The organism is Waltera acetigignens, assembly GCF_025567015.1.
Taxonomy (GTDB): domain Bacteria; phylum Bacillota; class Clostridia; order Lachnospirales; family Lachnospiraceae; genus Acetatifactor; species Acetatifactor acetigignens.
Genome location: NZ_JAOQJO010000006.1, coordinates 5,201 through 18,300 on the forward strand (window position 1 = coordinate 5,201; position 13,100 = coordinate 18,300).

Below are 13,100 nucleotides of genomic sequence, written 5' to 3' on the forward strand. Positions count from 1 at the left end.
ATGGTGTTTGTGTCCTGCCAGTTTTATCTGGCATTGTTTACTGTTAATTCGGGTAGCTTCTTCGTCTTTCGACTAAGTTGCTTGTTCTTGAATTTCTCTGAAAATCTTGGAATTTTCAGGGTTGCATTACTGTTTATTTGTCAAAGATCAAAACCTCTTGCTCCGCAAGAGCTGTGTTGCTTTGCTGTTGTTCTTAGCGGCAACTCTGATATCTTATCATAACCGCTTTCGTTTGTCAACAACTTTTTTCGATTTTTTCAAATCTTTTTCTCGACCGGAAAACTTTCATTTTCGCGGTGGAGTTTCATACTACCACATTGCTCCGTGCTTTGTCAACAACTTTTTACATTTATTTTTCAAAGCATTTACACAATGGTGGAAATGGCGCAAAAAAAGAAATCTCAATCTCTTAAGATTCTTCTTTTACTTCCTATTGGTAGTAAACGGAGAAAGAGGGATTTGAACCCTCGCGCCGGTTGCCCGACCTACACCCTTAGCAGGGGCGCCTCTTCAGCCTCTTGAGTATTTCTCCATGAACCGAACATCGTCTCTACCAATATGTTATTGGCGTCATTTCGTGACGCAAAATTTATTATACATAAGCTCTATGCTTTTGTCAATTGCTTTTTTTATTATTTTCCTAATTGTAGATATTGTTTATGAATATTGCCGAATAGCTTCTTCAATCTTCGTTTTTACAATGTCCGCAATCTCCGGTGTTTTCAACTGTTTATACTCTTCATAACAGATTGGCGGTAAATAGATCAGCTTTACCGTAACCGGAGCTATGGACTTCTCATCAAACGGTTTGTAAGAATCAATCAGAGCACATGGTACAATGGGGCACTTTGCTCTGACTGCGCTTTTGAATGTTCCTCCCTTAAATGGAAGCAGTTGATTTCCCATACGGCTTCTGGTTCCTTCCGGGAAGATCAGAAAGTTTCTGCCCTGCTTTACTTCTTCTGTCATCTGATTGATCACCTGAAGCGATTGCTTAATGTCTTCTCTGTCTATGGCAATCGCGTGCAATGCCCGAAATACTTGTTTTAACAGGATTACATTGCTTACTTCTTTCTTATAAACTACAGAGAAAGGAACCGGGCAGGACTCCAGAAACACAAGTGCATCAAACATTCCCTGATGATTTGGGAAAAAGATAAACCCGTTTTCTTTCGGAATATTTTCCACACCATAGCTCTCTATGGTTACTCTTCCGGCACGGTTTGCCGCTTTTGTTACCTTTTTGATAAATGCATAGTTCTTTTCCAGGTCAAAATTCTTTCTGGTTCCCAGCCACCATATCCGAATCAGATAATACGGCACCTTATAGAACAGTCTTACCACCATCAGTATGATTCTATACATAGTCCGCCCCAGTCTACTCTTCGTTATATTCTTTTACCGCCGTTTCATACAGGTTATTACCTTCTGCGTCAATTACTACAATCGCAGGAAAGTCCTTTACGGTCAGTTTACGGATAGCTTCTGTTCCAAGATCATCATATGCAATGACCTCAGAAGAAGTAATTGCGCGGGACAAAAGTGCTCCTGCACCACCTACGGCTGCAAAGTATACCGCTCCGTTTCTTACAATGGCATCCCGGACTTCCTGTGACCTTTTTCCTTTTCCGATCATCCCCTTCAGTCCCAGATCCAATAATCCCGGTGCATATTTATCCATTCTGCTGGCTGTTGTCGGGCCTGCAGACCCTATAGGACGGCCTTCTCTCGCCGGAGACGGTCCCATATAGTAGATTACGTTATTTTTCATTCCTATAGGAAGTGCTTCTCCCCTGTCCAGAGCTTCCTGCATTCTCTTGTGCGCCGCATCCCGGGCTGTATAGATGGTCCCTGTCAGATATACATAATCTCCTGATTTCAGAGAGCGGGCATCTTCATCGCTGAGAGGTACTTTTACATATTTATCCATGTCGCTTACACTCCAATTATTATAATATCCGGACATCTTTACTTCAGATCTCTCTAACTGCATGCCTATTGACATGGCAACAGATGTTTACAGCTACCGGCAATCCCGCTATATGTGTGGGATATGTATTAATATTGACCGCCAGTGCTGTGGTTGATCCGCCCAGTCCTCCCGGTCCGATGCCTGTTTTATTAATCTTCTCCAGCAGCTCTTCTTCCAGTTCCCTCACATAGGGTATCTCCGAATGTTCATCCACCGGACGTGTCAATGCTTTCTTCGCCATCAATGCACATTTTTCAAAAGTACCGCCAATGCCCACTCCGACCACCATAGGAGGGCACGCATTCGGTCCTGCATCCTTGACCGCCGTCAGGATTGCGTTCTTCACGCCTTCTATTCCGTCTGCTGGCTTGAGCATAAATACTCTGCTCATATTCTCACTGCCAAATCCCTTCGGTGCCACGGTTATCCTGACACGATCCCCCGGAACAATACTATAATGAATGATCGCGGGTGTATTATCCTTCGTATTCTCCCGGTAAATGGGATCCTTCACCACAGATTTTCGCAGATAACCGTCCACATATCCCTGTCTGACACCTTCGTTGACGGCATCTTCCACATTGCCCCCTGTCAGATGCACATCCTGACCCACTTCCAGAAATACAACCGCCATTCCGGTATCCTGACAGATGGGAATCATGTCCTTGCCTGCAATATCCATATTCTGCTGCAACTGTTGCAGGATCTGCTTCCCCAAAGGTGCTTTTTCCTGCTGTTCCGCTTTTGTAAATGCCGTCTTCATGTCCTCAGATAAGAAATGATTGGCCTCTATGCACATTTCTTTGATATTTTGCGTTAAAGTAGCTACATCTGCTGTTCTCATGGTTTCTCCCTGTTATTCGGTAATGGTTTTGCGAATCTCTTCCAGTTCTTCCGGTGTACTTTCCCCGGGATTCCATAAAATATGCTGTCCATCATTCTCATAACGGGGAATCAAATGCATATGAAAATGGCGAACGGTCTGTCCGGCAGCCTCTCCATTATTCTGTACGATATTGAGACCATCGCAATGTAATTTCTCTGTCATCTTTGTTGCCATCTTTTTTGCAAGAACAAATACTTTTGCCGCTGTATCCTCCGGCAGTTCATAGAGATTATCCGCATGCTCCCTGGGCAGGATCAGCGCATGTCCTCTGGTAGCCGGTCCCAGATCCAAGATTACTCTGAAATCCCCGTCTTCGTATAATGTCTTGGAAGGGATCTCTCCGTTTGCAATTTTACAGAAAATACAATCTTCCTTTTTCATCGTTTTGCTCCTATCTGTTATTTTCTTCAAAGGGAAACATCTGATCCAGTGTTCTGAGAATTCGGAAATCTCCCTTCATTCGCTTCATAATGCCTGACATAAACGCCCTCTGGAAGGTCATTCGTCCGTTCACAATATCTTCCATGGCAGCACGATTCATCTGCATCTCCACATCCGGCTTCTCCGTCTCACCGTATCCGCATTCCAGTGCGCCACTGCCAATAGCGATCCACAGAGGATTCTTCTTTTCTTCTATATTAATAACATATCTTGCTTCAAAACCAGGCTGCGGTACAAAAACTTTTCGGAACTCTTCCAGATATTCCTGTTCATTATCCGTTCCGCTGTTATCCAACATATCCCGGAACATGGAAGTCAATTCCTGAATATCTTCCTTCTGTCGCTGTACAAACGTATCATCCGATACATATTCCGACAACTGTTCTGTCTCCTGCGGTGTCAGGTTGATTGCCTTGGGGATCGTTACTTTCTGACGCATCACTTTATTGCTGGCCGGGAAACTGGCAATCTTCTGGTTGATAGTACGGTACATGTTCTCAGCCTTTTTCTCAATGATCTGGCCGTACTGTCCGTTCATCTCCAACGTTACTGTATTCTCTATATATCCGCATATGCCGCTGCAAGGCAATCCTCCCAGAATCTCCCAGGCCGCCGCAAGACTGAGCTTGCCTTCTCTCTCTCCGTAGGTGGTAGACATCACGACCGGACACATATAAATTCCCGCGATCGTCTCTTTATCCCCATACAGCCAGCAGGCATCCAGAAACTGCTGCATATAGCCACCGATACCGTACCACTCCACTGTCGTTGCCAGAATAATTCCGTCTGCCTCTTTCAGCGTCTGTGGCAATGTCGTAATATTGGTCTTTCCATCATAAAGATTGTATCTCTCCACATGCACCCGCAACTCTTCCAGCACTTCCTGCATCTTATTGATCACATAGATCGTAGGATCATCAATGATTCCTCGTCCGCCATAGTAAATGTTGATATTCAAGTCCACACCTCTTTCGTTTTCTTCTGTCTTCTGTGTTTCCTGAGCGCACAAAACAAAAGTCCCGCCAGGAATCCGGTCACCAGTCCGCCCACATGTGCCGCATTGTCAATATTTTGTGCAGTAAAACCACTGTACAGAGATAATGCTATCATCAGAATCACCCGTTTGGGTGTCACATCCGGCATAGATTGCCGATCCAGCAAAATCCAGGCAAGCAGTACTCCGTCCAGTCCAAAGATGGCTCCGCTGGCACCTACAGATGCCGAATAATCCATCTGCAGAAGCTTTACCAGCAGTGAGCATAAATTCCCTCCGATTCCGGACAGAAAATAAAGCACCAGAAACGTGACATGACCTGTCACCTTCTCAATCATGGCCCCCAGAAAAAACAGGAGGACCATATTATTAAAAATATGCTCTATGCCCGCGTGCAAAAACATTGCCCACAAAAGCCTGCCGTACTGTTTACCGGCCAATACACTGACTACATCCAGTTCGCCTTTATTATATAACACATTTCCCGAAAAAGTACACATCAGGAACACAATTACATTGATCACCACAAGCATTCCGCTTACCCAGGGTACATTACGAAGCCTTTTCACCTTCATTGCTCCTCTCAATGTTCTCTCCATCCGGTATTGTATTTCAAATGTACCACTGTTTATATCACTCCGTCAACAAAAAGGGGGCTGCACACTGCCTACCGGTAGATTACCGTGATCTTACCCAATGTAATCTCATCTCCTTCTTCCAACTTTCGCCTCTCATAAGGCTGCAGTTGTAATCCGTTCTTAAATGTACCGTTTGTGGAATTCATATCTTCAAGATAATACCCATCTGTTTCCTTTATGATCCTTGCATGCAGACGACTGATCGACTGATCATTCAATACCAGATCCGTTTCTCCCCGTTTTTTTCCGATCGTGTAGATTGGTTGTTCTAATGTTGCAAGCAGCTTCCCTTCTTCCGACAACAGGCGGTGTGTACTCTCTCTGGGGGCCGGTCTTTCCTCCATATACACAGTCCTTCCCATATCTTCTTCCTCATAAGCGGTCTCCTCCGCCACCGCATATCCCGTCATGGTCAGTTGCAGACTCCGGGTATAATTATCCCGTTCCTGCTTCTCTTTCTTTTTCCGGTTTTCCCACAGATTAAACAGGCCTTTCTTTTCCTTTATTACTGTAACTTCTCCCACCGGCATTTCCTTCTCTTCTTCCCTTATCGCATCCTTCTCCTGATCTTGTCCCACGACAACAGTTGTTTCCTCCTCTACGGCATCCATTTTTTCAGGGATTCTCAGGCACTCTGCATCCTCAAAAATTTTGGCCTGCAAATAGACCTCTCCTGCCGATTCATATTGCTCGTAGGCTTTATAGACATATTCCACCAGGCTTTCATCCTGATAATCCACATGTTCCACCAGGTATTCCATCAGCTCATCAAATCCTGTATTTTCCGTGCAATACGGGACATATATAAAATAAAATTCTTTCTTCTCCAGATCCTGATAGACATGTTGCGGAAACCACACGATGTTACTCTCTTCCAAAAGGAAACGGGACATTTCCTGCCGCACTCTGCGCATACTCCACAAAAAGTCCATGATCCATTGTCTTGTAATAGGCTTCTTCTCAAAAAGCTGTGCAATATTCTGTCTGGAAGTAATATCATAATAGAGATAGGCCTCTCCGTCTATGTATCTCAAACTGCAGGGCAGCAATCCTTTGATCCCTCCCCGGCTGATCATACAATACTGATATTTCTTTTCCTCCGGTTTCCGTTCTAATAATAGTCTCTCATAATTCGCATTTAAGCTTCTGATATATTCTGTATTTAGCAACTATTCTTCCATCCTTTCTCACTGTACCGCACCACTTGTATTTTCCTTGTTATCACTCTCTGTTGTTTCTTCCGTCTTCCCACGATACCTCTGACTGTTTCGCAGAATCTCCACCGGATTGTTCCTCTTCACCTGAAATGCGGCTTTTGCGCTCCAATACCTGGGTACTTCCGCTATTTCGGAAAACGGATAAGGCATTCTTCCCGTCTGTTCCACGGTTACCTGATTCTTTTCCAGTTTCCAGACCGGCAATTCACTCTCCCAGGCAATATATTTCTCCGTGTCAAAAAACATATCTTTCTCCTGCAGCTGTCGATTCAGTTCCTCTTTTTTCTGCATCCATCTACTGCCGCTTCTCACTGCCGCCCTTCCCATATCCTGTTCCAAAAGGCAGCGATCATATTGAAAAAACAGTAAATACGTCATCAACACTATCACTCCCAACACTATAGGATACAGAACTGCCGCCTCCACGGTAAAATACACTTTATAATTCTTTCGTTGCATACGATTGCTCCCTCCAATCATCCTGTCATCCATGCCGTTATATATGCTGCCAGTAAAAAGGGAAGATATGGGATCTGCAGGCTGCGATTCCGCTTTCTGCAAAACAGGAACATTGCATAAAGAAAGATATACAGAAGGCTTATGCCTAAGATAAGAAGAATATTTTTATCTCTGCTTATAAAACCGGTCAGCGCCAGTACGATACCATCCGCCTCACCGATTTCCTTTGTTGCCTTTGACAAAAGCAACAGCAGAATTCCGGGAAGTAGTGCGACAAGCCTGCTGCATTCAAAGCCTTTCCAGACAATAACCATAACAGCCAGTACTCCGCCCAGGAACAATACCCCCACCGGAACCGCTCTCTTCCGGATATCATACCAGCTGCCCCATAGCAGATAGCCGGTCAGTATCACATTTTCCCACAGCTCCATCTTCACCATTCTCCCGTTTTATATTCTTCCGCATCTACTGCATTCTCTGTACCCGTCCACATCTTTCCTGGCAATGCAATATACGGTTCTCTTAAGCCCGGGGCAGTCCCGCCTTCTGTGATAACATTCACCCTCCGAGCAAATATAGTAGCCATTCTCTTCCGGGGCAGCGGCATCTTTTTTCTGTACCATACACTTCTCACAGGGATGATAACCCTTAGGAATTTCCGCTGCTTCCACCCGTCGAACCGACAATCTCAGATGTGTACATTCTCTGCTTCTATGATATACTTCTGAATCTTCCGTTACATAGACATATTCTTCATCATTCTCAGTCCCCGGAATCGCATAGCCGTTCCACAAATGACCATAGTATCGGTTCGCCATACGGAATTTTCGAAATCCCAAAACCTCCGTGAGCGGACTGATCCCATAGGTGACTACAATCTCACAGATATCATTCTTTGTGCTGCTCTCCAGAAATTGCAGGCTGTCTGCCCCCTGTTCTAATGGCGACTGCTCCAGATATTCTTCTCCCAGCTGATTGCAGATCTGATTTTTAACATAGGTATAGGAAACAGCCACTGTTCCCAACCTGTCATCGTTATCCTCTTTCTCTCCGGCATCTCCTGCATTCAGTATTCCGCCATAGATTCCCACCTGTCTGCCGGCATCCCACAATGCTACTTCCAGGTTTCCATGCAAACGCATCATTTCTATAGCGCTTCCCATATGGATCATAAAAAAACAAAACAACGGCAAAACCAGTGCTGTTTCCACCGTCATACTTGCCTTCACCGGTGTTCGCGGGAGTATAAGCAGTGATATCCTCTTTATGAAGTTTGCTGTCTGTAGGAATTTTACGGGGAGTAAATCGTTACATGGGTTAAGAGTTTTTCTTAAAGTCGGAGTAGGACTTGAATCATTCTTGTTAATAGTTATAAAGCTGTACTTGCATAAAGAGGACATCGCTGCTCACCTCCCTTCCCGGCTCGTCTTCCTAATTACCAGTATTTTCTATTGCCTCTAAAGATCCTATATAAGATTTCTGTCTCTCGATCTCAAAAGAATAGCCATATTTGCTTTTTACTTTCACATTCATTGCAATTTCCACAATGCAGGTATCCAGTCGGAATGCTCTGTTTCCCGGAGTATTTCGAATATCCATTTCCACCACGTCCATAGCCCGGCAGGTAACAGACTTTTCCTCACAGAGCAGCAAAAATATTCTCAGATAATCTTCATATCCCATTCCCGGTGAATCGGAACCGGAGGCATCCTCTTCGGAAGTCCCGGGCAATTCTCCCTGTAATGCGGAAGAAAGTCCGTAATGCCAGGTAGCATCTGTTTTTAACAGGGGAATCTTTTCCCCGGCAAGAAGTTCCTTTACATCATAAACACTTTCTGCAAAAGCCCATCCCAGGATCAGTGTCGCCGCAAGCAACTCTCCAATCTCCGGAACCATCATTGCCGCTGCAAGTGCCTCTCCCAATAGCTCCGCTATTGCCCGTTTTTCCTCACTACCGGTCAGATACATGGTATTTGCAGCTTCTCTGATAACGAATATTCGGTTCACTATTCCCTTCAGATTGTCAGTATCATTATCCTTGCCCACAATGACATATTCTGTCTGATACCATAGGGGGCTGTCCTGTTTCTCCTGGCCATACCGCCCAAGATACCGCAACAGATACTCATGGAAAAAAACTTTTTGTTTTAACGCTTCCCATTCTTCATAATTTTCTGCGGTTCCCGGCACCATATTTCCGCGGTTTATTTCTCCTCGCTCCATCCGCGTCTCCAATAGGGACTCTGTTTCTATCCTGCGGGAGGAGATATTGTCTTCCTCTGTTACCAGCTTTAACAGACCTTTATTTCTTTTCTCTTCCAGGGCTGCGGTAGGATTCTCTATATGAACGGTTTTTCCTTCCGTGGTCTCCTTCCCGTCATATTCCTGAATCTGTGCATCGATCTGCTGTTTTTGTCCCGCAATATCCTGTTGCTCCAGTCCACGGGATTCTATGACCTGCAGCCAGTCCGTCAGTTGCTGTAAGAGTCCGATTCCCACCGTATCCTCTATGGCATCGACAGCAACCCGCCGAAAGACTTCTCCTTCGCCATCCGTCAGAAATGCCGCTTTCACAGCTTGTGCTTCTTCTGCCTGAACAGCAAAAAAATCCCGGTACAACAGTTTTTCGAGAAACACATCCTCCAGAGAAAAATTACGGTTCATATACTCCAGCAAATGACTCTCCGTCAGCTTTGTCGAAGCACTTTCTGTCCCGTAAGAGCAGTCTATGGCAAACAGATTGTACTGTTTCTGCAGTTCTCTATGATATTCAGCCAGGATACTATCCATTCCGATATCCATGACGCATTCTGTTTCCAGTGAGATTCCCCGATACCGACAGCCCTCGATCAAAGCAAGACACAGGGCCATGATCACTGTCACCGTCAGTGCCAGATATATCGTCATATAACCACCCGGGGTTACCTTTTTCACGGATGTCATAACGTATTTTCCTTATATCTTTTTGGTCTGATTTGTAATCTTTGTGAAAATGGAATTGACAACTTCCGTGATCTTCTCTTTAAAAATAATGACCAGCCCTACCAGTACCACAATGATTAGTATTACTTCCACTGTACCCATTCCGTCTTCTTCTGTCAGAAACTGTCGAAATGATTTTAATTTGTTGTTTCCCATAACCATACCTTCCTTTTCTTATATTCCCGCATTCGAAAATGCAGGCACCATGATCATTACCATTACTACCACCAGCAGCATCACCATAGGCAGGAGCAGTTTTGTCGTCGCTTCCTCACTGAGTTTTCTGGCATTCTGTATCCGCAGTTCTTCCGCCTGGACAGACTCTTCCTTTAATTGCTGTAAAAGCGTAGAACTGCCCTTTTTCAGATTTTGCGTCAGGAATGTGCTTAAACGGACATATTCCCTGACTCCTGTCCTTTTCCCAAAGTTCTCATATGCTGCCCCTTCCGGCACTCCCATATGTATCTCCCGGGTTGCTATCAGCATTTCCTCGTAAGCTTCCCGGCAACGTCCCCCTCGTTTTCTTTCCTTCTCGTAATCTTCTGCAACCCGGCAAAACGCAGACCGGACCGTCAATCCCGCTTCCAGATACAGTGTCAGCTTTTGCAGGATTTCCGGATAGCTTCTACGTTCCTCCCGCTTTTTCTTCTCCACCAGATCATGCAGGTCTTTGTCCTGGAAGAAAAAGACTGCCGCCGCCAACAACAGAGCCCCCGCCAGAATCTTCCATCCAGTCTCCGGAATATCTTCTTCCCAGGAAATTTTTCTGCCCTCAATTTCTGTGGGCAGCTGGATTTTTTCACTTTCCGGATCTTCCTCCTGCGCCCGCTGCAGTAATTCCGACAACTTGCTTTTCTCTCTTTCCTGTGGGGTCTCATTCCTTTTTACGACTGTTACCTTAACCGTTGTCTCTCTGACAAATTCCCCGTATTGTATCTCCGCTCTCAACAATACAGGCACATCCTCCTGCCCGGGATGTATCTGTCCATTCTCTTCAACAGCTTCCGTAGAATTGCTTTTCCAGTTCACCAGAAACGGGTATCCTTCATACGTTTCCGATAAATCCAGATTCTCTCTGATCTCATCGGGAGAATCATTTTTCTCCAGGATCAACTGAGGCAGTTCTCTCCCAAACTGCTCGTACAAATTCTCCAATTCGCTTTGGCTATACTTGCGAGGCATCACTTCCATCTGGAAAGAATATCTCTCGCCGTCCTCCACCTGTCCGGTGATGCTGTATTCCCGACTGCCCTCTTCCCCAGATCCCCGATACACCCATTGATTCTGCAGGACATGACTTTCCCGACTGCTGTAATGCATTGTAATGGCAAGCATTATCCCTGCGATCAATATGACTGCAGAAAGTGTCAGCTTTGTCACATAATAGTCTGTCACACACTCCTGCGGATTTTCTCCCGGGTGCATACGATTCAGATCCGCTTGCACCTTATCTCTTCCAGGTATCGGAATTCTCCACAAATGTAGCTTTTTATAGCAGACCATCGTCACCTTATAGAAAAAACGCAGGATGCCTTTCTTACCTATCATCTCTTTCTACAGTTCCTCCTCGATCCGATCCAGTATCTTCTCACCCAGCAGATATGCTCCTGCATAGACTGCAAGGCAGAGTGTCATCACTATGATACCCATTCCATTATGGTAGAGCGTTCCAAAATATCCCGGATAAGCGGCTGCGATATAGAGAGAAATTCCAAACGGCATGATCTCCATCACGTTCTGTTCCAGTCTTCTCCCCTGTAACATGGTCAGCATCTCCTGCATGGTTTCCACTTTATTACTGATCACCTCTGCTGTAGTCCGTATGATCTGCGTGACATTTCCACCGCCTCTCTTGGCAATGTTCAAAATAGCGGAAAATTGCTCAATTTCCTCAATGCCACTCCGGTCTGCCAGATCACTGATCAACTCTTCCAGCGTGATATTCAGTATCATTCCTCTGCGGATCAGTTCCAGTTCCCGGTACATGGCGGAATGTTCACCATACAACATTCGTATATCCTCCCGGCTTTCCAGAAAAGCATTTTCCAACGCATATCCGCTTCTCAGAGAATTTGCCACAGACAAGATGCATTCCTTGAATTGCATGGTCAGTTCCTGTCTGTTCTTCCGACACTGTCTGTTGACGCACCTGCGAAAATAGAGAATCCCCAGAGGGAACAATAGCGGAACCGCCCAGATAGAGCGATAGAAAAACCAGGCAAAAAATATAACTACCCCTGATGTCTGTGCCAGCAGCCGTATGCAATCTCCCCGCTTCTGAAAAACTTTATGATAATCCTGCTGCCTTAAGCTTTCCTTCATGAAGTAATTCTCCTTTTCTCCGCAGCCTGCCGACCACTTTTCCTTCACTGTTTTCCCCCAGCTCTTCAAACTGATACAAAGGATTCAGGCGTATTTCTCCATTCTCACAACCTACTACCTCCGTGATCTCCAGGACACGTCTACTCTTATCACGGATCCGCCCCAGATGTACAATAACATCCACTCCCGAGGCGATCTGGTTGCGAATAGCCGTCAGCGGAAGATCCATTCCCATCAGGACCATATTTTCCAGTCTTGCCAGCATATCCGTGGCACTGTTGGCATGCCCGGTGGACATACTCCCATCATGGCCGGTGTTCATGCATTGCAGCATATCGATAGCCTCCGGTCCCCGGACCTCTCCTACAATGATCCGGTCCGGCCGCATCCGCAGAGACGAACGGATCAGTTCCCGGATTCCGATTTCTCTGCATCCTTCGGTATTGCCGTTACGAGTCTCTAAACGAACCAGATTCGGAAGACCCTGCAGCTGTAGTTCCGCACTGTCTTCTATGGTGATCACCCGCTCTTCCGCCGAAATATAGCCGGACAGAACATTTAGGAATGTTGTCTTACCGCTTCCCGTTCCTCCACTGACAAAAATGTTGTAGCCCGCCTTCACCAGTGTCTCCAGGAACTGGGCTGCCTCCAGCGAAATGGTTTCCAGACCGATCAGCTTCTGCATGGTGACAGGCTTGTCCGGGAATCTCCGGATCGTGACGATCGGACCATTCAGAGCAATGGGATTCATGACAATATTTACTCTGGAACCATTATTCAACCGGGCATCTACGATGGGTGACGCTTCATTGACCACGCGATTACACCCCGCCACAATCTGCTGAATGACATCCTGTAATTTTTCCACGGAATCAAAGGCTCGATCCAGTTCCCGCAGTTGTCCGTCCTGTTCTACAAAAATGTGATCCATGCCGTTGATCATGATCTCTGTAACAGAGCTGTCCTCCACAAAAATCTGCAGAATATCCAGTCTTCTCAGGGAATCAAACAATTCCTTACGCAGACGTCTCCGCAATTCTACCGGGCATAACTCCAGACTTTCCTGCTCCATCAGTACTTCATCGATCGTATCCTCCACTTCTTCATCCGTATAATCTCTTCCATAATCCAGTCTTTCCTGTACCATCTGACGAAGTTTTCTTCTCTGCTCTAAATAATCCATTTGTCC

16 protein-coding genes and 1 tRNA gene are annotated in these 13,100 nt (G+C 45.6%); 1 reads left to right on the plus strand and 16 read right to left on the minus strand.

Annotation, left to right across the window (positions count from 1 at the left end):
• A partial coding sequence (locus OCV96_RS07270; protein ID WP_262594056.1) for a hypothetical protein occupies positions 1 to 222 on the plus strand: 222 nt, incomplete at its 5' end.
• 222 nt (positions 223 to 444) lie between these two features.
• On the opposite strand, the gene OCV96_RS07275 is transcribed toward OCV96_RS07270, so the two are convergent.
• The 16 genes from OCV96_RS07275 to OCV96_RS07350 all read right to left on the minus strand — a co-directional run bounded on the left by OCV96_RS07275 (position 445) and on the right by OCV96_RS07350 (position 13,094).
• Positions 445 to 532: transfer RNA gene (locus OCV96_RS07275), tRNA-Ser, on the minus strand.
• A gap of 125 nt (positions 533 to 657) precedes the next feature.
• Positions 658 to 1,365 (minus strand): lysophospholipid acyltransferase family protein, encoded by a 708-nt coding sequence (locus tag OCV96_RS07280; protein ID WP_022312674.1) that lies wholly within the window; start codon positions 1,363 to 1,365, stop codon positions 658 to 660.
• 13 nt (positions 1,366 to 1,378) lie between these two features.
• The gene (locus tag OCV96_RS07285) at positions 1,379 to 1,966 is read right to left on the minus strand and encodes a Fe-S-containing hydro-lyase (RefSeq protein WP_227064202.1); all 588 of its coding nucleotides are present in this window, start codon (positions 1,964 to 1,966) and stop codon (positions 1,379 to 1,381) included.
• A gap of 7 nt (positions 1,967 to 1,973) precedes the next feature.
• On the minus strand, positions 1,974 to 2,816 hold the full coding sequence (locus OCV96_RS07290; RefSeq protein ID WP_262594058.1) for a fumarate hydratase: 843 nt from the start codon (positions 2,814 to 2,816) through the stop codon (positions 1,974 to 1,976).
• A gap of 12 nt (positions 2,817 to 2,828) precedes the next feature.
• Positions 2,829 to 3,239: an HIT family protein gene (locus OCV96_RS07295; RefSeq protein WP_022312671.1), complete on the minus strand. Its 411-nt coding sequence runs from the start codon at positions 3,237 to 3,239 to the stop codon at positions 2,829 to 2,831.
• Between the two features lie 10 nt (positions 3,240 to 3,249).
• Complete coding sequence (locus tag OCV96_RS07300; RefSeq protein WP_022312670.1) at positions 3,250 to 4,257, minus strand: SCP2 sterol-binding domain-containing protein; 1,008 nt, start codon at positions 4,255 to 4,257, stop codon at positions 3,250 to 3,252.
• The gene (locus tag OCV96_RS07305) at positions 4,254 to 4,868 is read right to left on the minus strand and encodes a rhomboid family intramembrane serine protease (protein ID WP_172594670.1); all 615 of its coding nucleotides are present in this window, start codon (positions 4,866 to 4,868) and stop codon (positions 4,254 to 4,256) included. Before OCV96_RS07305 ends, OCV96_RS07300 begins: the two co-directional genes overlap by 4 nt.
• Before the next feature lie 92 nt (positions 4,869 to 4,960).
• On the minus strand, positions 4,961 to 6,100 hold the full coding sequence (locus OCV96_RS07310; protein WP_022312668.1) for a DUF6382 domain-containing protein: 1,140 nt from the start codon (positions 6,098 to 6,100) through the stop codon (positions 4,961 to 4,963).
• Between the two features lie 18 nt (positions 6,101 to 6,118).
• The gene (locus tag OCV96_RS07315; RefSeq protein ID WP_262594060.1) at positions 6,119 to 6,607 is read right to left on the minus strand and encodes a hypothetical protein; all 489 of its coding nucleotides are present in this window, start codon (positions 6,605 to 6,607) and stop codon (positions 6,119 to 6,121) included.
• 17 nt (positions 6,608 to 6,624) lie between these two features.
• Positions 6,625 to 7,038: a hypothetical protein gene (locus OCV96_RS07320; protein ID WP_118538972.1), complete on the minus strand. Its 414-nt coding sequence runs from the start codon at positions 7,036 to 7,038 to the stop codon at positions 6,625 to 6,627.
• An 18-nt stretch (positions 7,039 to 7,056) separates the two neighbouring features.
• Positions 7,057 to 7,824, minus strand: a complete 768-nt coding sequence (locus OCV96_RS07325) for a hypothetical protein (RefSeq protein ID WP_227064200.1) — start codon at positions 7,822 to 7,824, stop codon at positions 7,057 to 7,059.
• Positions 7,825 to 8,038: 214 nt separating this feature from the next.
• On the minus strand, positions 8,039 to 9,550 hold the full coding sequence (locus OCV96_RS07330) for a DUF5702 domain-containing protein (RefSeq protein ID WP_022312664.1): 1,512 nt from the start codon (positions 9,548 to 9,550) through the stop codon (positions 8,039 to 8,041).
• 12 nt (positions 9,551 to 9,562) lie between these two features.
• Positions 9,563 to 9,745 (minus strand): Flp1 family type IVb pilin, encoded by a 183-nt coding sequence (locus OCV96_RS07335; RefSeq protein ID WP_022312663.1) that lies wholly within the window; start codon positions 9,743 to 9,745, stop codon positions 9,563 to 9,565.
• A gap of 18 nt (positions 9,746 to 9,763) precedes the next feature.
• On the minus strand, positions 9,764 to 11,137 hold the full coding sequence (locus OCV96_RS07340) for an immunoglobulin-like domain-containing protein (protein ID WP_022312662.1): 1,374 nt from the start codon (positions 11,135 to 11,137) through the stop codon (positions 9,764 to 9,766).
• 6 nt (positions 11,138 to 11,143) lie between these two features.
• Entirely contained in the window at positions 11,144 to 11,911 is a 768-nt protein-coding gene (locus OCV96_RS07345; RefSeq protein ID WP_022312661.1) for a type II secretion system F family protein, read from the minus strand.
• The gene (locus OCV96_RS07350) at positions 11,877 to 13,094 is read right to left on the minus strand and encodes a TadA family conjugal transfer-associated ATPase (protein WP_117465299.1); all 1,218 of its coding nucleotides are present in this window, start codon (positions 13,092 to 13,094) and stop codon (positions 11,877 to 11,879) included. Before OCV96_RS07350 ends, OCV96_RS07345 begins: the two co-directional genes overlap by 35 nt.
• Positions 13,095 to 13,100 lie beyond the last annotated feature (6 nt).